Genomic DNA, 25,049 nt, shown 5'->3' on the forward strand with positions numbered 1-25,049 from the left:
CCTTCCAGGCCGCGGGGACCTGGTCTTCCAGGCCCGCAGGGGCCTGGTCTTTCAGGGGCGCGGGGAACTGCGCGAGAAGCCCCACCGGACCCGCACCCGACAACGCACCCAAAACACCCGGACCCGCAGGCGGCAAGCACCTGCGGGTCCGGGTCACATCTCACACGGCTCAGGCCAGCGCGAGCGTCACGCCGCCTTGGGCGCGTTGACGTCCGCCGGCAGCGCCTTCTGCGCGACCTCGACGAGCGCCGCGAAGGCGGTCGCGTCGTTGACGGCCAGCTCCGCGAGGATCTTGCGGTCGACCTCGATGTTCGCGGCCTTCAGACCCTGGATGAGGCGGTTGTACGTCATGCCGTTCTGGCGGGCAGCGGCGTTGATGCGCTGGATCCACAGCTGACGGAAGTCGCCCTTGCGCTTCTTGCGGTCGTTGTAGTTGTAGACCAGCGAGTGGGTGACCTGCTCCTTGGCCTTGCGGTACAGGCGCGAACGCTGACCGCGGTAGCCGGAGGCCGCCTCGAGGATCGCCCGGCGCTTCTTGTGGGCGTTTACCGCCCGCTTGACGCGTGCCACTTTTTAACTCCTTGTAGCGGGGCCGTGGTTGTCGTCACACGACCCGGAATCGATGGGGTCCCGGTCCTGACGTACGGCGCTCACGAGGGGCGCCGCGTACGTCACTTGCCGAGAAGCTTCTTGATCTTCGCGGCGTCGCCCGGGGCCATCTCGGCGTTGCCGGTGAGGCGACGCGTCACGCGGGACGACTTGTGCTCGAGCAGGTGGCGCTTGCCGGCGCGCTCACGGAGCACCTTGCCGGAGCCGGTGATCTTGAAGCGCTTGCTGGCACCGCTGTGCGACTTGTTCTTCGGCATAGCGCCGTTCTCTCCTCGTCAGTGGCGCTCCGGTGCCCGGTCGTGAAACCGGGCACGACGGAACGTCATTTCTTTCGGTTGACACCCTGGAGTTGTGTCCAGGGCTTCCCCCGGACTCGCGTCCCGGGGACTTACGCCTCGGCAGGCTCCTCGGCCGGCGCCTCGGCTTCGACGTGCTCGGCGTCGGAGTGCTCGGTCTCGGCGGCGTTCTGCGACTTGCCGGGGTTGGCCTTCGCTTCCGCCTTCCGGGCTTCCTGCGCCTGCCGGGCCTCGGCCATCGCCTCGGTCTTCTTCTTGTGCGGACCGAGAACCATGATCATGTTTCGGCCGTCCTGCTTCGGGTTCGACTCGACGAACCCGAGGTCCTCGACGTCCGAGGCGAGACGCTGCAGCAGTCGGTAGCCCAGCTCGGGCCGGGACTGCTCGCGACCACGGAACATGATCGTGATCTTGACCTTGTCGCCCTGCTTGAGGAACCGGACGACGTGACCCTTTTTGGTGTCGTAGTCGTGCGGGTCGATCTTCGGCCGGAGCTTCATCTCCTTGATGACCGTGTGCGCCTGGTTCTTGCGCGCCTCACGGGCCTTCATGGCCGACTCGTACTTGAACTTCCCGTAGTCCATGAGCTTGCAGACCGGCGGACGTGCGTTCGCGGCCACCTCGACCAGGTCGAGGTCGTACTCCTGCGCAAGCTCCAGGGCCTTGGCAAGCGGAACAATCCCGACCTGCTCGCCGCTGGGACCGACAAGTCGCACCTCGGGAACGCGAATCCGGTCGTTGATGCGGGGCTCGGCGCTGATGGATCCTCCTCGGTAGCACCAACACGACGGTCTGGCGGACCGCCGCGTCATGTCTGGTTGACATCAGGACCAACCATCGCGGCGCATGAAAAATGCCCCGGACAGGACACAGGCGGGGCTCCATATGCTGCCGGAGCACCGCCGCGGGTGTCCCGCGGGGCGCAGTATCGGACGACTCCACCGTCCGTACGGAACGGTGGGGGCCGCCTGACCGGTGACCTGCCGTCCCGAAGGACGATCAGGTGGGAGTTCGGAGCCTCCACTTGCGGGCCGGGCACACAGGTGTCCAGCCGGTCGTGGAAACAACCATACCGGGTTCAAACCTGACGTGCCAATCGGGGTGCGGCGGCTCCCGCAGGTCGGGGCGTGCGCGCCGGGGCCTATCGTGTGGGGCATGAGTGACACCCCTCCTGAGAGCCCCGACTTCGACTCGATGACCCGCGACATCGCCGAGGTCCCCGCGGTCGAGGTGATCGTGACGGTCGCCGTCAATCTGATGAGCGCCGCCGCGGTGAAGCTCGGTCTGACCGAGGAGGGCGACAAGTACAAGGACCTGGACGAGGCCCGCAAGCTGGTCACCGCCCTCGCCGGTCTGCTGGACGCGTCCGCGACCGAGATCAGCTCCTTCCACGCGGCCCCGCTGCGCGACGGCCTGAAGTCACTGCAGCTGGCGTTCCGCGAGGCCTCCGTCGTCCCGGACGAGCCGGGCCAGGGCCCGGGCGAGAAGTACACGGGTCCGGTCTACGGCTAGGGCCTGTCTTCAAATTCCCGTCGTCGCCCGAAGGGCGGCCCCGCGGCGTCGTGGGGGTACCTCCCGGTCGAGCGAAGCCGAGACTGGGGGAGCGTGCTCTCGGCGTGCCGGGCCCTGACCCGCGTACTGGACGTACTCGGGTCAGGGCCCGGTGCGGCGGTGGGGGTACCTCCCGCTCGAGCGAAGCCGAGAGTGGGGGAGCGTGCATGGCGTCGCGGGGCAGGCGGGAATTTGAAGACAGGCCCTAGGCCGGACACGACCTGGCCGCTCACCGCACGTACAAGGGCTCGCCCGGAGGCGTCGCCCCGGCCGGCAGCAGTGCCAGGTCGAGGCCGCGCACCAGGCGGGCCCGCAGTGTGTCGTCGGCGGCGAGGCGTCGGGCGACCGCGTGGACGCTCGCGTCGTCCGGCATGCCGGGGTGCAGGACCAGGGCGAGGGTGCCGTCCCCCTGGCCGGGTCCGAGGTACGCCCGCTCCACCGCGCCCACGGCGGCGACGGCGGCGCGCACCGCCTCGATCACCGCCGGGTCGGCCAGCGGGTCCGTGGTCGTACGTCCCTCGGCGAGGGCGAGCAGCCCGGGGCCGGTCAGCTCGAACGGCACCGGTCCGGCCAGGTCCAGGACGACCGTGTCCGCCTTCTCGTGCGCGGCGGCCTGGAGCGCCTGGTGCAGCGGTACGGCGACGGGGCGGGCCGCCGGGTCCCAGAGCGCCAGCGAGTCGGTGGAGGTGAAGGCGGGCAGGGCGGTGCGGCCGCCGGCCTTCAGGGTGGGGACGGCCATGTCGCTGGTCTTCTCGCGGCGCAGACCGTTCTCGTCCACCTCGACCTCGCCGAGCACGGCCACGACGGGCACCAGCAGCCGGGCGCCGCCGAGGGCTTCGAGGACGGGGCCCACGGCGGTCCGGTCGGCGGCCCAGTCGGTGAGCGCGGCGCTCAGCCGGGGGTCGGCGGAGCCGTCGTCGTCGGAGAAGCCGGGGTCGGGGATGTTCTTGTTCGCCACGGTCGTCGACCCTATCGGTCCTGTCGCGGACGTTCGGCCGGGCGTTCGGCGGGACGTCCAGCCGGGCGTTCGGCGGCCGGAAACGTGGCGGTCACATCACTCACGGTTTTCTCAGCGTTCCCTGACAAGCATCTAACAATCGCCTAACCACACCCACAGCGCGGCGCACAACCATCGCCGCATGCCTTCTCCGAGAGCCCGTCGCCGCGCCCGTACGTCGGGGCGCCGTCCGCTCGTCCGCCTCGCGCTCGCCGCCGCCGTCCTGGTGGGCGGCACGGCCGCCGGGACGGTGTTCATGAGGGCCCAGGCACAGGACGGCGGGGGTTCCGCCGTATCGTCGTCGGCGTCGTCCGCGTCGTCGGCGCCCTCGCCGGTGGTCACTGAGGAGGCTGCGGTGGAACCTGTGGCGGTGCCCGAGGCCGACCACGACGGGCTGCTGGCGACGGCGCTCGCGGAGGTGACGGTCGAGGACGGGGCGGCGGTGTCCGTGGCCGTGCTCGACGTGGCGTCCGGGGACTCGGCGGTGTACGGGGACGCCCGGTTCGACACCGCGAGCATCGTGAAGGCGGACATCCTGGCGGCGTTGCTGCTCCGGGCGCAGGACGCGGGCCGGCGGCTCACCGCGCAGGAGAGGACGTACGCCTCCGCGATGATCCGCGACAGCGACAACGCCTCCGCGACGGCCCTGTGGAGGGCCATCGGGCAGGCGGACGGTCTCGACGCGGCGAACGAGCGGTTCGGTCTGACCGGCACCGAGGGCGGCGACGGGCTCTACTGGGGCCTGACCCAGACCACGGCCGCCGATCAACTCGCCCTGCTCCAGCAGGTGTTCGGGGACGACGACTCCTCCGAGCTGAGCGCTGCCTCACGGGCGTACGTCCAGGAGCTGATGGGGTCGGTCGCGGAGGGGCAGGACTGGGGTGTCTCGGCGGCGGCGACGGGTGGGGCCGGGGGGTCCGGGTTCGCGCTGAAGAACGGGTGGCTGCCGCGTACCGCCACCGGGCTGTGGGACATCAACAGCGTCGGCCGGGTCACGGTGGACGGACGCGCGTACCTGGTCGCGGTGGTGTCCGACGGCAGCACGACGAAGGCGAAGGGGATCACGCTGGTCGAGGCGGCGGCGAGGGCCGCCGTCTCGGTGTTCGAGGACACGGCGGGCACGACGGACGCGGAGGGCGTGGCGGAGGTGACGGCGGCGGCCGGTGCCGCCACGCGCTCCTAGGCCATTCCCGGGCCGGTCCTGGGCCGTGTCCGGCACAGAAGGGTCCGGTCCGGGGCGGATCAGATGACGTACTCGTCGGGGCGCCCGCGGCCCCGGCCGCGCCAGATGGCCACGGCGGTCACCAGCAGGAACACACCGAGACCGCCCGCGGCGGGGGCGGCCCAGCCGGCGATGGGGTCCTCCTCCTCGACCGGGTCCGGGCCGGAGCCGAAGTACTTGCCGCCGTACGACGCCGTCTTGAGGTCGTCGGAGGTGAGCCGGCCGCCCTCCTCGATCGCGGCGGCCGGGTCGACGAAGCCGAAGCCGCGGGAGTCGTCGCGACCGCCGGCCGGGGTCTCGCGGGCGGTCCCCTCCAGGAGGCGCTTGACCTGGGCGGGGGTCAGATCCGGGTGGGCCGCCTTGATGAGGGCGGCGGCGCCGGACACGAAGGCCGCGGCGGCGCTGGTGCCCCAGCCCTCGTAGTACTTGCGGTCCGGGTCGGCGATGACGACGTCCATGCCGGGGGCGCTGACGGTGGCGTACCAGCGGCGGGTGGAGAACGGGGCGCGGTCGCCGTCCTCGTCGACGGCGGTCACCGCGATGACGCCCGGGTAGGCCGCCGGGTACGAGATGTGGTCGCCCTTCTCGCCGCCGTTGCCTGCGGAGGCGACGACGATCGAGCCCTTCGCCAGGGCGTACTGGACGGCGGCGTCCTCGGAGGGTTCCGGGTGGGCCGACTCGGAGTCGTCGCCGAGGGAGAGGTTGATGACGTCGACGTCCTGGTCGGCGGCCCAGCGGATGCCCTCGGCGAGGGCGTTGCCGCGGGTGCTGCGGGCCTTGGAGCGGGAGGGGTCGCCGTCTTCGAGGATGACGCGGACGGGGAGGATCCTCGCCTCGGGGGCGATGCCGAGGACGCCTTCGGAGTTGTTCGCGCCGTGTCCGTGGCCGGCGATGATCCCGGCCATGGCGGTGCCGTGCCGGGCCCAGGCGCGGTTGCCGCGCGAGGCCCCGAAGCCGACCATGTCCTTCGTCGGCAGGATGTTGCCGGCCAGGTCCGGGTGCTCGTCGTCCACACCCGTGTCCAGGACGGCGACGGTGATCCCGGCGCCCTTCGTCGTACGCCACGCCTCCTGTGTGCGCATCGCGTCCAGTGCCCACTGCTGGTCCCGGATGCTGTCGGCGTGCGCCGCGGTGGAGGGCAGCAGGGCGAGGGAGGCGGCCAGGGGGACGGCGAGGAGGGCGAGGCCCAGGGGGCGGTGGGTGCGCCGGGCGGGCCGGCTTTCCTCGGCGTTCATGAAGGCTGCTCCGTGGCGGACGCGGCGGTCCTGCGCAGACCGCGTTCGACGCGGTCGGCGAGGCCCTTCGCCTCGTGACCGAGGCCGGACTGGGCGGGGGCGGTGGTGGCGCCTGCCCTCATCGCCTCCTCGGCGGGCTGTGGTTCGGTGACGGTACGGCCGTCGGCGAAGCCGGAGACGGCGTAGACGACGACGGGTACGTCGGTGAGGACGGAGATCGTCCAGGAGGCCCGCTGGCCGTCGCCGAAGCCGGCGGCGACGGTGTCCTCGGCGGCGTACGGGCGGGGCATCAGGTCGGTACGGCGGTCGAGGCCGTCCTTGGTGAAGCGGTTCCTGAGCGCGGTCATGGCGGCGGCGTCGGTCTTGGTGAACATCAGGCCGACGGTGGTGATGTTGCTCTGGGTGGCGTCGGTGTAGGTGGCGCGCAGCAGCCGCAGACAGCCGGCGGGGGCGAGGGCCTTGCGCAGCAACGGGTCGAAGGCGTCGGCGCAGCCGCTGTCGGGCGCGACGGCGATACGGGTCCAGGTGCGGTCGGTGCCGCCGGGGCCGGCGCCCTCGCCCCGGACGGTGGGCGGGAACAGGTCGTCGACGGGTACGTCGTGCCACAGTTGGCCGGCCGCCGCGAAGGTGTCGCGGGAGGTGTCGGTGCCGGAGTCGCCGGTGAGCCAGCTCCCGGCCGCCGCGCCGCCGATGAGGCCGACGCCGAGCACCACGCACACGGCGACGGTCGCCGCGCGCGCCTTGGTGGGCCGTGGCCTGCGTCGTCCGGCGTACGGCTCGGGCGGTGTCCAGGGCGAGGTGTCCGGCTGCGCGAACGTCACGAAGGGCCGCCCGGACGACGCCCCGAGAACACCGTCGAGCGCCTCGGCGGACCGCCGCGACGCCCACGTCGGCGGCTGCCAGCCCCCGGGCCTCTCAGGCGTGAGCGGCCGTGGCCGAGGCGTCCCTTCGGGCCCCGTCTCCTCGGACAGCGGACGACGAGGAGGCGCGGCCGGGGGCGGGGGCGGGTCTGCCGGGCGGGGCGAGTGCCCGCTGACGGAAGTACCGGACGAACGGGACCGGCGGCTGTCGGCGGCCGGCTCCGGGGACCGTCCTGTTCCACCGCCACCGGCTGTCCCGGCGGGCCGGGAGGAGCGCTCGCCCAGGGGCGGGGCCGATTCGGCGGACCGCGCCCCCGAGGACGGCGCGGCCCCCGCACGCCGCCCGGCGTCCCGCGCGGAGGGCGGGGCATCGGGGAAGCGGGCCGAGGCCGGGGGCGGCGTGTCGGCGGGGCGACGAGCGCCCGGCGCACCACCGGGGAAGCGCGGCGAACCCGCGGGCGGCGTGCCATCCGAACGACCGGCACCCGGCGCACCACCAGGGAAACGCGGCGAACCCGCGGGGGGCGTGCCGTCCGAACGACCAGCACCCGGCGCACCACCGGGGAAGCGTGGCGAACCCGCGGGCGGAGTGTCATCCGAACGACCGGCACCCGGCGCACCACCCGGGAAACGCGGCGAACCCCCGGGCGGAGTGTCATCCCGGCGACCGGCAGGCGACGGACCGGCCGGGCGCCGCACACTCGGCGCACCGCCCGAAACACGCGGCGAACCCCCGGGCGGCGTGCCATCCGAACGACCGGCGCTCGGCGCACCGCCCGGGAAACGCGGCGAACCCGCGGGCGGAGTGTCGTCCGGGCGGCGGGCGGGCGGGGTGTCGTCCGGGCGGTGGGGGTTCGGGCGGCCGTCCGGGAAGCGGGTCGCGGTCGGCGGGGGTGTCTTCAGCAGACGGGTCCAGGCCGCGGGTGGGGCGTCCGGGAAGCGGGCGGAGGCGGCCGGCGGAGGCGGAGTGGCCGTGGTGCCGCCGCTCTGGCTCGTGGTGCGCCGGAAGTCGGAGAAGCGCGGGTGTTCGGCGCGACGCAGGGTGGTGCCGGCGTCCGCGGCGGAGGCGCGCTCGGGGCCCGCGCTGCCCGAACTCCGGTTGTTCTCCGGGGTGTTCGGCAGATCCGCCGTGCCCGGGTGCCGTACGTCCTGGGGCGCGCCCGGCGCCGAGGACGGGCGGGGCGGTGTGCCGGCCCGGGCCGGCACACCCGCCGTCGGGGGCCGCTGCGGACGGCGCGGCACGGTCGGACCCGTCCCTGCCCGGGGCGCGCGATCCGGGCGGGGCGGCAGCGCCGTGGGCTCCTCCGTCGGCCCGGAACCGAACGAGCCAGGGGGCACGGGCGCACCCGGGGCGGACGGGCCCGGCGCCGCGCTCCCGGCGGAGACGCCCGGGGTCGCGGACCCTGATCCCGACCCCGGCGCCGTGGCGTCCGGTGTCGCGGGCGACGGGTCCTCGTGGGTCGGCGGTATGGACGGGCGGGGCGGGGCCGGTGGGCGTGGGGGGTGGGAGGCGCGGCGCGCTTCCGTGCTCATGCACCCCCCGTTTCCTCGTCCCGTGCCGACCCGGAGGTCGTCCGGGCGTCCGACCGCCCGTGGGGAGCGGTCGTCACGCATGACCGGGAGTCACCCCGCTGACGGTCCGCCGACACCACGGGCAAGCCATACCCGTGGCAGCGGATCGGCATCCCCGTCGAGGTCGTCCCTGCGTCCGCGTCACTCTACGGGTTGGCCCCGGTCGAACGGGAACCAGTCGACGGGACCGTGGCTTTAGCCCGGAACGTCCCCCTACCCTGCGGTAATCATGTCTGGCAGGCTTCGTGCATGACTGCGCGCGCCGCCGACCGGGCCCGGTACGACCGGGCCACAGCTCATCTCGACGCTCCTCTGGCGATCGTCGACCTCGACGCCTTCGACGCGAACGCCGACGACCTCCTGCGCAGGGCCGGCGGCAAGCCGATCCGCGTCGCGAGCAAGTCCGTTCGCTGCCGGGCGCTGCTGGAGCGGGTCCTGGCCCGTGAGGGCTTCCAGGGCATCATGTCGTTCACCCTCGACGAGTCCCTGTGGCTGGCCCGTTCCGGGTTCGACGACATCCTCCTCGCCTACCCGTCGGCCGACCACGAGGCGTTCGCCGAACTGGCGGGCGACCCCAAGCTCGCCGCCGCGGTGACCGTGATGGTCGACGACCCCGCCCAGCTGCAGCTGATCGACAACTCCCGGCGGGGCGGCACCGAAGTCGTCCGGGTCTGCCTGGAGTTGGACACCTCGCTTAAGCTGCTCGGCGGACGGGTGCGCGTCGGCGCGCTCCGCTCCCCGCTGCACTCCCCCGCGCAGGTCGCCGACATGGCCCGCGCGGTCGCCGAGCGCCCCGGGTTCAAGCTGGTCGGGATCATGGCGTACGAGGGTCATGTCGCCGGGGTCGGCGACTCGGTGGCGGGGCGGCCGCTCCGTTCGCGGGCGATCCGGTTGATGCAGGCCACCGCGAAGAAGGAGCTGGCGGCGCGGCGGGCCGAGGTCGTGCGCGCGGTCCGGCGGGTGGCGCCGGACCTGGAGTTCGTCAACGGCGGCGGCACGGGGAGCGTGCAGCACACGGCGGCGGAGGACGCGGTCACCGAGATCGGCGCCGGGTCGGGCCTGTACGTGCCGCGGCTCTTCGACAACTACACCTCGTTCAGCGGGCGTCCGGCCGCGCTGTTCGCGATGCCCGTCGTACGGCGCCCCGGGGTCGGGGTCGTCACCGTGCTGGGCGGCGGCTATCCGGCCTCCGGCGCGCCGGGTCCGGACCGGCTGCCGGTGCCGTATCTGCCCGAGGGGCTGAAGTACGACCCGCAGGAGGGGCCGGGCGAGGTGCAGACCCCGCTGCTGGGCGCGCCCGCGGACGATCTGCTGCTCGGCGACAAGGTGTGGTTCCGGCACGCCAAGGCGGGCGAGCTGTGCGAGCGGTTCGACGTACTGCACCTGGTCGAGGGCGAAGAGGTGACGTCGACCGTGCCGACGTACCGCGGCGAGGGGCACACCTTCCTGTAGCCGGGGAGCCGGGCAGAGCCGCGAGCGGGCGGCGGTGCCCGGGAACCGGCTCAGGACGGGCCGAGGCTGCTGCCCACCCCGCCGGTGTCGTCGTCCGCGTCGCCGCCCGTGTCCGCGTCGCCCGCCGGGCGGATGCCCCGGACGATCTCGTCGATGTCGTGGAGCGGCGGACCCTCGTCGCCCGCGTCGAGGGCGAAGCGGACCAGGACGGGGGCCTCGGAGCCGCTGGTGGAGGGGAAGACGAGGGACTGGACCCAGCCGCCGGCCCCGGCTCCGGTCGTCACCCGCCAGCGCACGTAGTAGCCGGCGCGGCCCGCGACGGCGACCGAACCGGAACCGGCGGCCTCGTGGCCGGTGATGCCGTCGTACGGCTGCTTGTCCAGGACGTCGCGGTCGAAGGCGTCGTTCGCGGCGTCCTCGATGTCGTTCTCGGCGAGGACCTTCGGGGAGGTCTCGTCGCTGCCGGTGACGGTCCGGGAGACGACGACGCCGCCCCGGCACACACTGCCCTCGCCGGGGCAGTCGAAGGTGCCGTCGGTGACGAGGACGGCGTCCTCCTCGCCGGAGCCGTCGCCGCTCTCCCAGCCGTCGGGGACCGGGAACGTGATGCCGTTGAGGTCGTCCGTGACACGGGTCGGGTCGCCGGTGGGGGACGCGGTGGCGGGCTTCGTCGGGGACGGGCCGGCGTCGCCCCCGGCGGCCGGGGAGCTCGCGGCCGTGGTGGTCTCCCGGCCACCGTCCCCGTCGCCGTCCCCGCCGAGCAGCAGGACACCGCCGGTGACCGCCCCGGCGGCCAGGACGGCCCCGGCGGCGGCCAGCGCGACGGCCTTGGTGCGTCCGGGGCCCCGGCGCGGGGGCGCCTGCGAGGGGCCCACCGGTGGCACCGGCTGCTCCGGCTGGCGCCGGTGGTCGGTCCACGCGGTCCCGTCCCACCAGCGTTCGGTGAGCGGGTAGGACGGGTCGCGGTACCAGCCGGGCGGCGGCGAACTGCTCATCCCGGCACTTTAATCACACCGGCGAGATCGGTGTTCCGGTCGCCGGCGCGTGCCGCCTACAGCGGGGTGACGTACGCGCCCGAGATACCGCCGTCGACCAGGAAGTCGGTGGCGTTGACGAACGACGAGTCGTCGCTCGCCAGGAACGCGACGGCCGCCGCGATCTCGGTGGCCTCGGCGAACCGCCCCACCGGGATGTGCACGAGCCGGCGCGCGGCCCGCTCCGGGTCCTTGGCGAACAGCTCCTGGAGCAGGGGGGTGTTGACCGGCCCCGGGCAGAGCGCGTTGACACGGATGCCCTCCCGGGCGAACTGCACGCCCAGCTCCCGGGACATCGCCAGCACACCGCCCTTGGAGGCCGTGTACGAGATCTGGGAGGTCGCCGCGCCCATCCGGGCCACGAAGGACGCGGTGTTGATGATCGAGCCCTTGCCCTGCCGCCGCATGTAGGGGATCGCGGCCTTGCAGCACAGGTACACGGAGGTGAGGTTGACCTCCTGGACCCGCTTCCAGGCCTCCAGGCCGGTTTCCAGGATGGAGTCGTCGTCGGGCGGCGAGATGCCCGCGTTGTTGAAGGCGATGTCGACGCTGCCGTAGGTGTCGAACGCGGTCTTGAACAGCGCCTCGACCTGCTCGGCGTCGGTGACGTCGACCTTCACGAAGAGCCCGCCGACCTCCTCGGCGGCCGCCTTGCCGCGCGCCTCGTCGAGGTCGCCGCAGACGACGTGCGCGCCCTCGGCGGCGAGCCGGCGCGCGGTGGCGAGGCCGATGCCGCTGCCGGCGCCGGTGATGACAGCGGTACGGCCGACGAGACGGCGGCAAACACTCTGTTCGGTCACTGTGCGGGGCCCTCCGTGCTGATGAAGACGTTCTTGGTTTCGGTGAAGGCGGTCAGGGCGTCCGGGCCCAGCTCACGGCCGATGCCGGACTGCTTGAAACCGCCGAAGGGGGTCCAGTAGCGGACGCTGGAGTGGGAGTTGACGGACAGGTTGCCCGCGCGCACGCCCTGGGAGACCCGCAGGGCGCGGCCGACGTCCCGGGTCCAGATGGAGCCGGAGAGGCCGTACGGCGTGTCGTTGGCGAGCCGTACGGCGTCCGCCTCGTCGGTGAAGGGCAGCAGGACGGCGACCGGGCCGAAGATCTCCTCGCGGGCGGCGGCGGAGTCGGGCCCCGCCCCGGTGAGCACGGTCGGCGGGAACCAGAAGCCGGGCCCCTCGGGGGCGCCGCCGCGCAGCGCGGTCGCCTCGTCGGGCACGAACTCCCGTACGCGGTCCAGCTGCTGACGGGAGATCAGCGGACCCATCTGGGTCTTCTCGTCGGCGGGGTCGCCCACCACCACGGCGGCCAGGCTCTCGGCGAGGAGGGCGTGCACCTCGTCGTACACGGACTCCTGGACCAGGATCCGGGTGCGGGCGCAGCAGTCCTGGCCGGCGTTGTCGAGGAAGGAGAACGGGTCGACGGCCGTCTTGAGGTCGGCGTCGGCGAAGACGATGTTGGGGCTCTTGCCGCCGAGTTCGAGGGTGACCTGCTTGACCTGGTCGGCACAGAGTTCCATGACGCGCTTGCCGGTCCGGGTGGAGCCGGTGAAGACGATCTTGGCGACTCCGGGGTGCCGGACGAGGGCCTCGCCGGTGATGTCGCCGCGCCCGGGCAGGACCTGGAAGAGGTGTTCCGGGAGCCCGGCCTCCAGGGCGAGTTCGGCGAGGCGCAGCGCGGTGAGCGGGGTGGTCTCGGCGGGCTTGAGGATCACGGCGTTGCCGGCGGCGAGCGCGGGCGCGGTGCCCCAGGCGGCGATCGGCATGGGGAAGTTCCAGGGCGCGATCACGCCGACGACCCCGAGCGGTTCGAGGATCGTGACGTTCAGGCCGCCGGGCACCGGGATCTGCCGGCCGGAGAGCCGTTCCACGCCACCGGCGGCGTAGTCGAGCAGGTCCCGGACGTTGCCGGCCTCCCAGCGGGCGTTGCCGAGGGTGTGGCCGGCCTCGCGGACCTCCAGACGGGCGAGTTCTTCGAGGTGGTCGTCGACCGAGGCGGCGAAGCGGCGCAGCAGCCGGGCCCGGTCGGCGGGGGCGACGGCGGCCCAGGCGCGCTGTGCCTTCGCCGCCCTGCGCACGGCCGCGTCGACGTCGTGCTCGGCGGCGCCCGCGACGGCGGCGATCACCTCCTCCGTCGCCGGGTTGAGGACGTCCAGGATGTGGTGCTGGGACAAGGGATGCCTCACAGACGTTCGAAGGAGCGGCGCAGCTCCCAGTCGGTCACGGCGGCGTCGAAGGCCGCCAGCTCGACGCGGGCCATGTTCAGGTAGTGCGCGACGACCTCGTCGCCGAAGGCGGCCTTGGCGATGGGGCTGTTCTCCCAGAGCTCGGCGGCCTCGCGGAGGGTGGTCGGCACATGGGCGTAGTCGGCGGCGTAGGCGTTGCCCGCGCACACCTCCGGCAGCTCCAGCTTCTGTTCGATGCCGTACAGGCCGGCCGCGATCAGCCCGGAGACGGCGAGGTGCGGGTTGACGTCACCGCCGGGGAGCCGGTTCTCGAAGCGCATCGAGCGGCCGTGGCCGACGACCCGCAGGGCGCAGGTGCGGTTGTCGTAGCCCCAGGCGACGGCGGTCGGGGCGAAGGAACCCGGCTGGAACCGTTTGTAGGAGTTGATGTTGGGGGCGTAGAGCAGCGAGAAGTCGCGGAGCGCGGCGAGCTGTCCGGCGAGGAAGTGGCGCATGACCTGGGACATGTCCTGTCCGTCGGCCATGACGTTGGCGCCGTCGGCGTCCGCGAGCGAGAGGTGGATGTGGCAGGAGTTGCCCTCGCGCTCGTTGTACTTCGCCATGAAGGTGAGCGAGACGCCCTCCTGCGAGGCGATCTCCTTGGCGCCGGTCTTGTAGACCGCGTGCTGGTCGCAGGTGACGAGGGCCTCGTCGTACTTGAAGGCGATCTCGTGCTGGCCGGGGTTGCACTCGCCCTTGGCGGACTCGACGGTCAGCCCGGCGGCCTCCATCTCGTTGCGGATGCGCCGCAGCAGGGGCTCGATCCGGCCGGTGCCGAGGACGGAGTAGTCGATGTTGTACTGGTTCGCCGGGGTCAGCCCCTTGTAGCCGGCGTCCCAGGCCTGCTCGTAGGTGTCCTTGAAGACGATGAACTCCAGCTCGGTGCCCACGTTGGCCGTGTAGCCCAGTTCGGCGAGGCGCTCCAGCTGGCGGCGCAGGATCTGGCGGGGCGCGGCGACGACCGGTGAGCCGTCGTTCCAGGCCAGGTCGGCGATGAGCATGGCCGTGCCCTCGTTCCACGGCACCCGGCGCAGGGTGGAGAGGTCCGGGCGCATGGCGAAGTCGCCGTAGCCGCGGTCCCAGGAGGACATCGCGTAGCCGTCGACGGTGTTCATCTCGGTGTCGACGGCGAGCAGGTAGTTGCAGCCCTCGGTGCCGTGGGCGAGTACGTCGTCGAGGAAGAAGCGCGCGGCGAACCGCTTGCCCTGGAGGCGGCCTTGCATGTCGGGGAAGGCCAGGACGACAGTGTCGATCTCACCGCCCGCGACGAGGGTGTGGAGTTCCTCGACGGTGAGCGGGGGTGTGCGGTCTGCCACGGGAAAGCCTCCTAGGGGCTTCTTCGGCCATCCGGGAGCCATTGAGCCATCCGGGAGCCATAAGGTATTACCCGTAACCATTAGTTGGGAAGGGGGAACCGCCACATGTCGCGGACAGGGGCGGAACCGCAGACTCCGTGGGCCGACGACCGACTGGCGTCCGTTCTGCGGCCGGTACGGGCGGGCAACGGCTTCGAGGAGGCCCTGGAGCAGATCCTCCAGGTGGTCCGGCTCGGGCTGGTGCCGGGCGGCGAGCGGCTGCCTGCGGAGCGGGACCTGGCCGAGCGGCTCGGGATCAGCCGGGTGACGCTGCGCGAGGTGCTGAAGGTGCTCCAGGACCAGGGTCTGATCGAGGCCCGGCGCGGGCGCTACGGCGGCACGTTCGTGCTGCCGCGCGTCGACACCCCGGGCGAGGACGAGCTGCGCCGCCGCCTGAAGGGCATCGACGTCGAGGACACCCTGCGGTTCCGTGAGGTGCTGGAGGTGGGTGCCGCCGGTCTGTGCGCGGCACATGGTCTGACCAGCGAGGAGATCGACCGGCTGCGGACGGCCCTGACCCGTACGCACAACGCGCCGCTGACGGAGTACCGCCGTCTGGACACCCTGCTGCATCTCACCATCGCGGAGCTGTCCGGCTCCCCGTCGCTGGCCGGCCAGTACGCGGCCGTGCGCGCCGGGGTCAACGACCTGCTCGACTGCATCCCGCTGCTGGTGCGGAACCTGGAACACTCCCAGCAGCAGCACACGGCCCTGGTGGAGGCGGTGCTCGACGAGGACGCGGAGGCGGCGCGGGAGATCATGCGGGAGCACTGCGCGGGCACGGCCGCCCTGCTGCGCGGCTTCCTGGGGTGAGGACGGACGCACGGCCGAGCGGGCACGAACTCCATGGATTTACGGACGCGTAACGCACGGGTATTGCTTTTCGGCCACCCCTCCCACAAAGGTATGGATCCATTCCTTTGAGTGGGGAGAGTGCGCCATGTCCTCGAAAGCCACCGACACCGCCGACGCGGCGGACGACTACCTGGAGCGTCGGACGCTCCGCCGGGGCAGCGCCGGCTGGGTGCTGCTGACCGGCCTCGGCGTCGCCTACGTCGTCTCCGGCGACTTCTCGGGCTGGAACCTCGGCCTCGCGGAGGGCGGCTTCGGAGGCCTGGCGATCGCCACGGTCCTCATGGGCACGATGTACGCCTGTATGGTCTTCGCCCTCGCCGAGCTGTCCGCGATCCTGCCCACGGCGGGCGGCGGCTACGGCTTCGCGCGCCGGGCGCTCGGCCCCTGGGGCGGCTTCCTGACCGGCACGGCGATCCTGATCGAGTACGTGCTCGCCCCCGCCGCCATCGTGATCTTCATCGGCGACTACGTCGAGTCGCTGGGCCTGTTCGGGCTGACGTCGAGCTGGCCGGTGTACCTGGTCTGCTTCGCGTTCTTCATCGGCATCCACCTCTGGGGCGTCGGCGAGGCGCTGATCGCCAGCTTCGTCGTCACCGGCATCGCGGTCTTCGCCCTGATCGTGTTCGCCCTGGGCGCGCTGCCGGACTTCAGTGTCTCCGCGCTCGACGACATCCCGGTCGACACCGCCGCGTTCGGCGCGAGTTCCTGGCTGCCCATGGGACTGCTCGGCATCTGGGCGGCGTTCCCCTTCGGCATGTGGTTCTTCCTCGGCGTCGAGGGCGTGCCGCTGGCCGCCGAGGAGACCAAGGACCCGGCCCGTACGCTGCCGAAGGCGATCCGCTGGTCGATGGGCGTCCTGGTGGTGCTGGCCGTGATCACCTTCTTCGCCGCGGCCGGCGCGCGCGGCTCGAACGCCATCCAGGCGGCCGGCAACCCGCTGGTCGAGGCGCTCCAGCCGGACGGCAAGGCGACCGCGCTCAGCCGTTTCGTGAACTACGCCGGTCTGGCCGGCCTCGTGGCCTCCTTCTTCTCCCTGATCTACGCCGGCTCCCGCCAGCTCTTCGCCCTCTCCCGGGCCGGCTACCTCCCCCGCGTCCTGTCCCTCACCAGCAGCCGCAAGGCCCCGTACCTGGGCCTGCTGGTGCCGGGCACGATCGGCTTCACCCTGGCCGCGGCCACCGGGGACGGCGGCCGGATGCTGAACATCGCCGTCTTCGGCGCCACGATCAGCTACGCCCTGATGTCCCTGTCGCACATCGTGCTGCGCCGCCGGGAGCCGAACCTGGAGCGGCCGTACCGTACGCCGGGCGGTGTGCTGACCTCCTCGGTCGCCCTCGTCCTCGCGTGCTCGGCGCTGGTGGCGACGTTCCTGGTGGACGTGACGGCGGCGGTCATCGCGCTCGTCGTGTACGCGGTCGCGGCGGCGTACTTCGGGCTCTACAGCCGCAAGCACCTGGTGGCGAAGGCGCCGGAGGAGGAATTCGCCGCGCTGGCCGCCGCCGAGGCAGAGTTGGCCCGGGACTGACCCGGTCCGTTCCGCGCGTTCCCGGGCGCCGTGAGGTCCCGGGTTCGTGAGTGGGTTCCATGAGTGGGGAGCACGTGTGACCAGGCCGTTGATCGGTGTGAGTACGTATCTGGAGTCCGGCGCGCGCTGGGGTGTCTGGGAGCTGGAGGCGGCCCTGCTGCCGGTCGGCTACCCGCGGCTCGTGCAGGCGGCGGGCGGCGTCGCCGCGATGCTGCCGCCGGACGACCCGTCGTACGCCGCCGGGGCGGTCGCCCGCCTGGACGGCCTGGTCATCGCCGGCGGCCCCGACGTGGACCCCACCCTGTACGGCGCCGAGCGCACCCCGCGCTGCGGGCCGCCCGCGCCGGAGCGCGACGCGTGGGAGCTGGCGCTGATCCGGGCGGCGCTGGACAGCGGCACACCGCTCCTCGGCATCTGCCGGGGCATGCAGCTCCTCAACGTCGCCCTGGGCGGCACGCTGGTCCAGCACCTCGACGGCCATGTCGTCGAGGCCGGCGTCTTCGGCCGCCACCCGGTGAAGCCCGTGCCGGGCACGCGGTACGCCGGCATCAACGCCGAGGAGGCCGACGTCCCGACCTACCACCACCAGGCCGTCGACCGCCTCGGCACGGGCCTCGTCCCCTCCGCGTACGCCTCCGACGGCACGGTCGAGGCGATCGAGCTGGACGCTTCCGCCTGGGTGCTGGGGGTTCAGTGGCATCCGGAGATGGGGGAGGACGTGCGGGTGATGCGGGCGCTGACGTGTGCGGCGGGGGCCGAGTTCGTGTGGGGCGCCTAGGAGAGTGGGGGGGACGGGGATCGGGCGACTGCGGGCCCGGTGGGGCTTCTCGCGCAGTTCCCCGCGCCCCTGAAAAAGCAGGGGCTGCGCCCCATGCTTTTTCGGCCCGAAGGGGCCGTAGGCCCTTCAGGGGCGCGGGGAACTGCGCGAGCAACCCCCACCGGGCCCGCGACCGCGCGACGAACCCCCGTCACCCCACCCCTCGCGTCAACCCCAACAGATCCCGCGCCGGCCCGGCCGGCCGGTGCCCCGTGGGCCACACCGCCCGGAGGGCCCGCCGCAGCCGCACCCCGTCCACCGGCACCCGCACCAGACGCCGGGCGGACAGCTCCTCGCCGAGCGCCAGCTCACTGAGCACCGCCGGCCCCGCCCCGCTCAGCGCCGACGACTTCACCGCCGTGGTCGAGGACAGCTCGATCAGAGGCCGGGCCAGCCCCCCGAGCGCGGCCTCCAGGACCTGTCGCGTACCGGACCCCTTCTCACGGAGGATCAACGGCGTGGCGGCCAGCTCGGTCGCGTCCAGCGGCTTGCGGCGGCGCGCCCAGGGATGGCTGGGCGCGGTCACCACGATCAGGTGGTCGTGGGCGATCACGGCCGCGTCCAGTCCGGCCGGGACGGTCGGCCCCTCCACGAACCCGAGGTCGGCCTCGTCCGCCAGCAGCCGTTCCGCCACGACCGTCGAGTTGCCCGCGAGGAGCGACACCGCCGTGTCCGGGCGCGCGGTGCGCAGCGCGATGAGCCAGCCGGGCAGCAGATACTCGGCGATGGTCATGCTCGCGGCGACCCGGAGCCGGGAGTCGCGCCGGTCCCGCAGCGCCTGCGCACCCACGTCGAACGCCTCGGCCGCCTCGACGATCCGCCGGGCCCAGTCCGTGACGAGCGCCCCCGCGTCGGTGAGCCGGGACCCGCGCGGCGACCGGTCGACCAGCGCGACCCCCAGCTGCCGTTCCATCGAGCGGATCCGGCTGCTCGCGGCAGGCTGGGTGATCCCCAGCTCCCGGGCCGCCCGCCCCAGCGAGCCCAGCCGGGCCACCGCCAGCAGCAGTTCGAGCGCCCCGAGATCCGGCACCCGGTGGGCCAGTCCGCCCCGCCCCTCACTCGTCTCACTCATAACCCCAGCTTATGCCCCCATACAAGCGAACTCCCTGGTGGACCCCGGGCGCCGGCGGGACGCTCGAAGCATGGCCACCGCAGTCCGACCGGTCCCCCCGGCCCACCAGGTCCGTCCCGCTCCTCCCGTGTCTCCCATTCCCCCCGCTCCTCCCGTTCCCCGCGCCCGCCCCTCCCTGCGCCACCTCGGCCCGAACTGGTACGCCCCGGTCATGGGCACCGCGATCGTCGCCTCGGCCGGTGCCGGGCTCCCCCTCGACGTGCCGGGCCTGCGGACGGCCTGCGCGGCGGTCTGGGCGCTCGCCCTGCTCTCCCTGGTCGTCGTCCTCGGCGCCCGCGCGCTGCACTGGGCCCACCACCGCGACCAGGCCCGCGCCCACCTCCTCGACCCGGCCGTGGCCCCCTTCCACGGCTGTCTCGCCATGGCGCTGCTCGCCGTCGGCGGCGGCGCCCTGGTCGTCGGCCGGGACTGGATCGGGCTGCGCGCGGCCGTCGTCCTGGACATGGTGCTCTTCGGCGCCGGGACTGCCGTGGGCCTGGCCGTCGCCGTCGTCATGCCGTATCTGATGATCGTCCGGCACCGGATCGAGCCCGCCGACGTCACTCCGGTGCTGCTCCTGCCCCTGGTCGCGCCCATGGTCTCCGCCGCGCTCGGTCCCCTGCTCGTCCCGTATCTGCCGCCGGGGCAGGCGCGGCAGACGCTGCTGCTCGGCTGTCTCGCGCTGTTCGGGCTGAGCCTGATGGCCACCCTGGTCGTGCTGCCGCTGGTGTTCGGCCGCCTGGTGACGGCGGGGCCGCTGCCGCTCGCCCTCACCCCGAGCCTCTTCCTGGTCCTGGGCCCGCTCGGGCAGTCGACCACCGCCGCCGGCCATCTCGCCGACGCGGCCCCCGGCGCCGTACCGTCCGTGTCCACCGCGTACACGCACGGCTTCTCCGCCCTCGCCGTGCTCTACGGCATCCCGGTCATGGGCTTCGCGCTGTTCTGGCTCGCGCTCGCCGCGGCGATGGTCGTGCGGGCCCGGCGGCGGGGCATGGGGTTCTCGATGGGGTGGTGGGCGTTCACCTTCCCGGTCGGCACCTGTGCGACCGGCGCGCAGGGGCTGGCCCGGCACACCGGACTCGTCGCCCTCGACGCGCTCGCCGTGGCGCTGTACGCGCTGCTGCTCACGGCCTGGCTGACGGCCACCGCGGGCACCGTGCGCGGTCTGCTCAGCGGTGAGCTGCTCGCAGCGCCGCGCCCAGCACCCGCGGCGCCTCGGCCAACGACGGCCCGTACCAGGTGAGATGACGGCCGCTCACCAAGGCGCACGGCACTCCGGGGAACGCCTCGGGCCCGTCGTCGGCGGTGAAGCGGTACGGCTCGTCGGGGAGCACCACCACATCGGGGGCGGCGGCCCGCAGCTCCTCGACGGGGACCCGGGGGTAGCGCTCCGCGTGCCCGGTGTACAGGTGGTCGACGCCGAGCCGGGCGAGCACGTCACCGGCGAAGGTGTCCCGGCCGAGGACCATCCAGGGGCGGCGCCAGACGGGCACCACGGCGGTCGTCCGGCGGCCGGGCGTCAGCGGGCCGGCCTCCTCGGGGCCCGGCGGCCGGGACCACGCCGACTCCGCCTCGTCCAGCCAGCGCGGCCGGGACCGGGCCCCGCAGGCGCGCAGCACGCGGTCCAGCTCAGCGAGGGCGCCCGGCACGTCCCGTACCTCGGTGACGAGGACCTCGATACCGGCCTCCCTGAGGGCGGTCAGGTCGGGCTCGCGGTTCTCCTCCTCGTTGGCGATCACCAGATCGGGGGCGAGGCCGGTGATGACATCGGTCCTGGGGTTCTTGGTCCCGCCGATCCGGACGGCGTCAAGATCACTCGGGTGGCTGCACCAGTCGGTCACCCCCACCAGGGCGCCGGGCAGCGTCACGGCGACCGCCTCCGTCAGCGACGGGACGAGGGAGACCACACGGGGACCGGAGGACACGGAGGGCAGGGGGCGCACGACCGGGCTCATGCGCCCTGCCGGTGCCGGTCCTCCAGGGCCTCGATGTGGTCCGCGACGGCCACCACGATCACCCGGGTCTCCGGCTCGGTGGCCCGCCAGCGGTGCCGTACGCCACCGGACATGTACAGCGTGTCACCGCGCCCGAGACGGTGGGCGCGGCCCTCGGCCTCCACCTCGACGGCGCCGTCGACGACGTACATCAGCTCGTCGTTGCGGTGCTGGACCTCGCGGCCCTCGTCGTGGTCGCCGGTGAACTCCATGGCGTGCAGTTGGTGGTGGCCGCGCACCAGGGAGCGCGAGCAGGAGTCGGGGGGCGTGAAGCCGTCCTCGTCGGCGGCGCGCACCACATCGACGCTGCACGCCGGGTCGGCCGCCGCGAGGAGTTCCACCGCGGTGGTGCCGAGGGCGTCCGCGATGCGTTCCAGGGAGGGCTTGCTGGGGCGGGCCCGTTCGTTCTCGACCTGGCTCAGGAAAGGGACCGACAGGCCGCTGCGCTCGGCCACGGCGGCGAGGGTGAGCTGCTGTGCCCGGCGCCGCCGCCGGACGGCCGCGCCCACCCGAAGGGGCTGTTCTTTGTGGTCGCCCATCGCTCCGGCTCCCTCCTTCGCTCGTCGGTCGGCTCACGGACACCCGTCGGGTGGGCTCGCGAACGCTCACAGGTCCGGTTACGGATGCCCACCCGTCCGGTACTCATCGGGCACGTTTCTCCTGAAGAGTTCTCTGCACCCTACGCATGTTCGGCAAACCGTTTCATGCGCCCGTCACATCCCTGTAAATCGCCGGAGGGTCCATGCTCACACTTCGCGCCAGTGGAGCCACCGTCCCGCCCGGGTTCCAGCGGCCCCCGGGCCCGGCGCGGCGAAGGAATCCGCCACGCCGTCGATCGCACGGGGTGGCCCTCGCGGCACACCCCGTCACCGGGCCGTCCGGGCGCGTCCGCCGCCCGCCGAAGCCGCCCCGCGCAGCCACGACACGGTCCGGCGGGGCGCACCGGCCCGGCAGCCGTGTCCCGAAGTCAACGCTCGCACAACGGAGTTGAGAAACCGAACGCGGCCCGCCCCACCGGGCCCGAGGGCCATGGAACCTGGTGGGTGCGGACCGCCACAGGGTTGTCCGGATCTATCTCGTACGCCCGTACGCGACCCGCGCCGTCCGTTCGGGGTGCCGCGTACCGGCTACTCGGCCGGGGCCAGCCTGTCGACGATGCCGGGGTTCTTCTCCAGCCAGGCCTTGACGCCGTCCTCCTGGTGTCCCTTCCCGGCGTCCTGAATCGCGCCTTCGAGGGAGGTGAGCTGGGCGTCGGTGAGCTTGAAGTCCTTCAGCCACCGGGCGACCCGCGGCTCGTCCTTCGCGAAGCCCTTCCGGCCGAGGGTGTGGATCCCGTCGCCCGCGCCGAAGGCACCCTCGGGGTCCTTCAGCTTGGTCAGTTCGTACTTGTCGTACGCCCAGTGCGGTGACCAGAGCGTGACGGCGATGGGCTCCTTCTTCTGGTACGCCCGGTCCAACTGGGCCAGCATCGCGGAGGTGTTGGACTTGACCAGCTCGTACTCGCCCTTGAGGCCGTAGGCGCTCTGGACCTTGTCCTCGTAGAGCTTGGTCTCGCCCGCGCCGGGCTCGATGCCGTAGATCTTCCCCTTGAACAGGTCGCCCTTGCCCTTGAGGTCGTCGAGGGACTTCACGCCCTTGACGTAGGAGGGGACGGCGATCTCCAGGGAGGTCTTGTCGTACCAGCTGCCGTAGTCCTCCAGCCGGTCCTGGTACTTCGCCCAGTACGAGGCGTGGGTGGCCGGCAGCCAGGAGTTGGTCTGGATGTCGACGCTGCCCTGTGCCTGGCCGTTGTAGAGGGCGCCGACCTCCAGGGACTTCGTCTCGGGGGTGAAGCCGCGCCGCTGGAGGATCTCCTTCCAGAGGTAGGTGGAGGCGACGCCCTCGGGCCAGTCGATGTAGCCCATGCTGAGGGGGCGGCCCTGACCGACGTCCGCGGTGACCTCGGCGCGGTCGTCCGACCCGCCGAAGATGTTCAGCCCGCCGGCGACCAGGGCGAGGACCAGCACGCCGGCCATGGCGACCGGCGCGGCCGGCTTCCAGCGCAGGAAGCCGAGACCGCCGAGGGATGTGTGCGCCCTGGCGAGGGCGCGGCGGCCGAGGGGCGAGACGCGCTGGTTGAGGGCGCCGGTCATCCGGTCCAGGTAGATCGCGAGGATGACCACCGCGATACCGCCCTCGAAGCCGAGGCCGACGTCGACGGAGCTGATGCCGTCGTACACGGTCGAGCCGAGGCCGCCACCGCCGACCATGCCCGCGATGACGACCATGGACAGGGCCAGCATGATCACCTGGTTGACGCCGGCCATGATCGTGGGCAGCGCCAGCGGCAGCTGGACCCGCCACAGGGTGCGGCGCGGGTGGGTGCCGAACGCCTCGGCGGCCTCGACGAGTTCGGCGTCGACCTGCCGGATGCCGAGTTCGGTGAGGCGTACGGCGGGCGGCATCGCGAAGACGATGGTGGCGACCATGCCGGGCACCGGGCCGACCCCGAAGAAGAAGATGCCCGGGATCAGATAGACCATCGCGGGCATGGTCTGCATGAAGTCGAGCACCGGGCGGATCGCGCCGCCGACCGTGCGGCTGCGGGCCGCCCAGATGCCGATGGGCACCGCGATCGCGAAGATGATCACGCAGGAGACGAGGACCAGGGCGAGGGAGTTCATCGCCGGTTCCCACTGCTCGATCGAGTCGATCAGCGCGAGCCCCGCGAAGGCCAGGACACCGGGCAGCAGACCGCGCAGCCAGCAGGCGAGCACGGCGAGGACGCCGGCGAGGAGCAGCGGGGCGGGCGCGGTGAGCACCGCGTTCGCCGCGTCGTACATGGTCTCGACGACGACCTTGATCAGGTCGAAGACCGGCCCGAGGTTGTCGCGCAGCCAGTCGACGCCGTGGGCGACCCAGTCGCCGATGTGGATCCTAGGCATCGGCCTTCACCGCCCGGACAGCGTTGTCGCGCGGCTCATGTGCCTCGCGCGGCTCACGCGGGGTGTCACAGGGCACGGGTCCGTCCGGCCCGTCGTGCCGCCCGTGCCGGGCGTGCTGCTCCTGGCGAGCGTGGTGCTCGTGCTGCTCGCCGAGGAAGCCGATCAGCCGTCGCCGGGGGACGACTCCGACGAGCGTGCCCTTCCCGTCGAGCACCGCGACCGGGTGGGAGAGACGGGCACTGAGCGCGCAGAGTTCTCCGAACGGCGTGTCCGGGGTGGCCGTCGCGCAGCCGCAGTCCGCCTCGTCGCCCCGTACGCCGGTGTCCATGACCGCCCCGGCGGTGAGCACCCGGGAGCGGTCGACGTCCTGGGTGAAGGAGGCCACGTAGTCGTCGGCGGGGCGGATCAGGATGTCCTCGGCGGTGCCGGTCTGGACGATGCGGCCGTCGCGCATGACGGCGATGCGGTCGCCCAGGCGCATGGCCTCGTTGAGGTCGTGCGTGATGAAGACGATGGTCTTCTTCAGGGTCTGCTGCAGCTCCAGCAGCTGATCCTGCATGTCACGGCGGATCAGCGGGTCCAGCGCGCTGAACGACTCGTCCATCAGCAGCAGATCGGCGTCGGTGGCGAGGGCGCGGGCCAGGCCCACGCGCTGCTGCATGCCGCCGGACAGCTCGTCCGGCCAGGACTTCTCCCAGCCGGCCAGCCCGCACAGGGCCAGCGCCTCACCGGCCCGCCGCAGCCGTTCGGCGCGCGGGACGCCCTGGACCTCCAGGCCGTAGGCGGCGTTCTCCAGGACGCTGCGGTGCGGGAACAGCGCGAAGTGCTGGAAGACCATGCTGATGCCGTGGGCGCGCACCTTCCGCAGTTCGCGGTCGCCCATCGCGGTCAGGTCCCGGCCGCCGAGACGGACATGTCCGGCGGTGGGCTCCAGGAGCCCGTTGAGCATGCGCAGCAGTGTGGACTTGCCGGACCCGGACAGGCCCATCACGACGAAGATCTGGCCCGGCTCCACCGTGAAGGAGGCGTCGATCACGGCGGCGGTGGTGCCCTCGGCACGCAGTTCCTCGCGGTCGGTGCCGGCCCTCAGCCGGTCCACCGCTTCCTCGGGCCGCCGGCCGAAGACCTTGAACAGGCCCTCGGCTTCCAGTCTGGACGATTCCTCGGCCGGCTCCTTGGCCGTCTCCCTGCCTGACACATGCACCTCTTGGATCGCAACGGAACGGCTCGCCTCCCCGCCCCGCAGGTCTGCCGTGGAGCGCGGCGGGATCGGCCCGCCCGGCCGGCGGTCCCGAGGACCGTGTCCGGCGCTGCTCCGGGGCCGCGCCTGCCCCTGCCCTCCGGCGGCAAACGTGACAGTGGCCCGCTTCACAGGGCGTTCACCGCAGGTCAGGGGTTTTCACGAACCGTGGGTGCCCG

22 protein-coding genes are annotated in these 25,049 nt (G+C 72.9%); 7 read left to right on the forward strand and 15 right to left on the reverse strand.

All coding sequences use genetic code 11. The features are described from left to right. Positions 1-186 precede the first annotated feature (186 nt). The 3 genes from rplT to infC form a co-directional block, all read right to left on the reverse strand. Positions 187-570, reverse strand: a complete 384-nt coding sequence (gene rplT / locus J8M51_RS12860) for a 50S ribosomal protein L20 (protein ID WP_057580434.1) — start codon at positions 568-570, stop codon at positions 187-189. Positions 571-671: 101 nt separating this feature from the next. Continuing rightward, positions 672-866 carry a 50S ribosomal protein L35 gene (rpmI, locus tag J8M51_RS12865; protein WP_003977225.1) on the reverse strand — a complete coding sequence of 65 codons (195 nt, stop codon included), beginning with the start codon at positions 864-866 and terminating at the stop codon, positions 672-674. A gap of 131 nt (positions 867-997) precedes the next feature. Next, complete coding sequence (gene infC, locus J8M51_RS12870) at positions 998-1,717, reverse strand: translation initiation factor IF-3 (protein ID WP_179203223.1); 720 nt, start codon at positions 1,715-1,717, stop codon at positions 998-1,000. Between the two features lie 343 nt (positions 1,718-2,060). On the opposite strand from infC, the gene J8M51_RS12875 reads away from it, so the two are divergent. After that, entirely contained in the window at positions 2,061-2,417 is a 357-nt protein-coding gene (locus J8M51_RS12875; RefSeq protein ID WP_086758342.1) for a DUF1844 domain-containing protein, read from the forward strand. 268 nt (positions 2,418-2,685) lie between these two features. Here the strand turns inward: J8M51_RS12875 and J8M51_RS12880 are convergent, their stop codons facing one another. Then, entirely contained in the window at positions 2,686-3,414 is a 729-nt protein-coding gene (locus tag J8M51_RS12880) for an SseB family protein (protein WP_086764132.1), read from the reverse strand. Positions 3,415-3,595: 181 nt separating this feature from the next. Between J8M51_RS12880 and J8M51_RS12885 the strand changes: the two genes are divergently transcribed. After that, on the forward strand, positions 3,596-4,636 hold the full coding sequence (locus J8M51_RS12885) for a class A beta-lactamase-related serine hydrolase (protein ID WP_267299168.1): 1,041 nt from the start codon (positions 3,596-3,598) through the stop codon (positions 4,634-4,636). A 59-nt stretch (positions 4,637-4,695) separates the two neighbouring features. On the opposite strand, the gene mycP is transcribed toward J8M51_RS12885, so the two are convergent. Next, a complete protein-coding gene (gene mycP / locus J8M51_RS12890) occupies positions 4,696-5,910 on the reverse strand; it encodes a type VII secretion-associated serine protease mycosin (protein ID WP_267299169.1) in 1,215 nt (404 codons plus the stop codon). Further along, entirely contained in the window at positions 5,907-6,731 is an 825-nt protein-coding gene (locus tag J8M51_RS12895) for a hypothetical protein (RefSeq protein WP_267299170.1), read from the reverse strand. The genes mycP and J8M51_RS12895 overlap by 4 nt, the downstream gene beginning before the upstream one ends. 1,860 nt (positions 6,732-8,591) lie before the next feature. On the opposite strand from J8M51_RS12895, the gene J8M51_RS12900 reads away from it, so the two are divergent. Continuing rightward, the gene (locus J8M51_RS12900; protein ID WP_086764913.1) at positions 8,592-9,794 is read left to right on the forward strand and encodes an amino acid deaminase/aldolase; all 1,203 of its coding nucleotides are present in this window, start codon (positions 8,592-8,594) and stop codon (positions 9,792-9,794) included. Positions 9,795-9,844: 50 nt separating this feature from the next. Here the strand turns inward: J8M51_RS12900 and J8M51_RS12905 are convergent, their stop codons facing one another. The 4 genes from J8M51_RS12905 to J8M51_RS12920 are packed head-to-tail and all read right to left on the reverse strand — an operon-like array spanning position 9,845 to position 14,365. After that, complete coding sequence (locus tag J8M51_RS12905; RefSeq protein WP_267299171.1) at positions 9,845-10,789, reverse strand: DUF2510 domain-containing protein; 945 nt, start codon at positions 10,787-10,789, stop codon at positions 9,845-9,847. Between the two features lie 56 nt (positions 10,790-10,845). Next, on the reverse strand, positions 10,846-11,628 hold the full coding sequence (locus J8M51_RS12910; protein ID WP_086760929.1) for a 3-oxoacyl-ACP reductase: 783 nt from the start codon (positions 11,626-11,628) through the stop codon (positions 10,846-10,848). Then, positions 11,625-12,998 carry an aldehyde dehydrogenase family protein gene (locus J8M51_RS12915; RefSeq protein ID WP_086760927.1) on the reverse strand — a complete coding sequence of 458 codons (1,374 nt, stop codon included), beginning with the start codon at positions 12,996-12,998 and terminating at the stop codon, positions 11,625-11,627. The genes J8M51_RS12910 and J8M51_RS12915 overlap by 4 nt, the downstream gene beginning before the upstream one ends. A gap of 8 nt (positions 12,999-13,006) precedes the next feature. Then, the gene (locus J8M51_RS12920; protein ID WP_086760925.1) at positions 13,007-14,365 is read right to left on the reverse strand and encodes a glutamine synthetase family protein; all 1,359 of its coding nucleotides are present in this window, start codon (positions 14,363-14,365) and stop codon (positions 13,007-13,009) included. Between the two features lie 105 nt (positions 14,366-14,470). Between J8M51_RS12920 and J8M51_RS12925 the strand changes: the two genes are divergently transcribed. The 3 genes from J8M51_RS12925 to J8M51_RS12935 all read left to right on the forward strand — a co-directional run bounded on the left by J8M51_RS12925 (position 14,471) and on the right by J8M51_RS12935 (position 17,562). Beyond that, positions 14,471-15,217 carry a FadR/GntR family transcriptional regulator gene (locus J8M51_RS12925; RefSeq protein WP_086760923.1) on the forward strand — a complete coding sequence of 249 codons (747 nt, stop codon included), beginning with the start codon at positions 14,471-14,473 and terminating at the stop codon, positions 15,215-15,217. 127 nt (positions 15,218-15,344) lie between these two features. Next, positions 15,345-16,784, forward strand: coding sequence for an ethanolamine permease (gene eat, locus J8M51_RS12930; RefSeq protein WP_086760921.1), 1,440 nt, complete (start codon positions 15,345-15,347; stop codon positions 16,782-16,784). 76 nt (positions 16,785-16,860) lie between these two features. Further along, positions 16,861-17,562, forward strand: a complete 702-nt coding sequence (locus J8M51_RS12935; protein WP_216591402.1) for a gamma-glutamyl-gamma-aminobutyrate hydrolase family protein — start codon at positions 16,861-16,863, stop codon at positions 17,560-17,562. 190 nt (positions 17,563-17,752) lie between these two features. Here J8M51_RS12935 and J8M51_RS12940 read toward each other — a convergent pair whose 3' ends face one another. Next, complete coding sequence (locus J8M51_RS12940) at positions 17,753-18,673, reverse strand: LysR family transcriptional regulator (RefSeq protein ID WP_216591889.1); 921 nt, start codon at positions 18,671-18,673, stop codon at positions 17,753-17,755. 70 nt (positions 18,674-18,743) lie between these two features. Here J8M51_RS12940 and J8M51_RS12945 point away from each other — a divergent pair, with 70 nt between their 5' ends. Then, on the forward strand, positions 18,744-19,955 hold the full coding sequence (locus J8M51_RS12945; RefSeq protein WP_267299172.1) for a TDT family transporter: 1,212 nt from the start codon (positions 18,744-18,746) through the stop codon (positions 19,953-19,955). On the opposite strand, the gene J8M51_RS12950 is transcribed toward J8M51_RS12945, so the two are convergent. From J8M51_RS12950 to J8M51_RS12965, 4 genes are all read right to left on the reverse strand, one after another. Then, entirely contained in the window at positions 19,882-20,667 is a 786-nt protein-coding gene (locus J8M51_RS12950) for a helical backbone metal receptor (RefSeq protein ID WP_086754674.1), read from the reverse strand. The two genes, J8M51_RS12945 and J8M51_RS12950, sit on opposite strands and share 74 nt — an antisense overlap. Further along, complete coding sequence (locus J8M51_RS12955; RefSeq protein ID WP_086754673.1) at positions 20,664-21,245, reverse strand: helix-turn-helix domain-containing protein; 582 nt, start codon at positions 21,243-21,245, stop codon at positions 20,664-20,666. The genes J8M51_RS12950 and J8M51_RS12955 overlap by 4 nt, the downstream gene beginning before the upstream one ends. A 588-nt stretch (positions 21,246-21,833) precedes the next feature. Continuing rightward, a complete protein-coding gene (locus J8M51_RS12960) occupies positions 21,834-23,630 on the reverse strand; it encodes an ABC transporter permease/substrate binding protein (RefSeq protein WP_086754672.1) in 1,797 nt (598 codons plus the stop codon). After that, on the reverse strand, positions 23,623-24,828 hold the full coding sequence (locus J8M51_RS12965) for a quaternary amine ABC transporter ATP-binding protein (protein WP_086754671.1): 1,206 nt from the start codon (positions 24,826-24,828) through the stop codon (positions 23,623-23,625). Before J8M51_RS12965 ends, J8M51_RS12960 begins: the two co-directional genes overlap by 8 nt. Between the last annotated feature and the right edge of the window lie 221 nt (positions 24,829-25,049).

Origin of the sequence: Streptomyces griseiscabiei (assembly GCF_020010925.1) — a bacterium.
Lineage (GTDB): Bacteria > Actinomycetota > Actinomycetes > Streptomycetales > Streptomycetaceae > Streptomyces > Streptomyces griseiscabiei.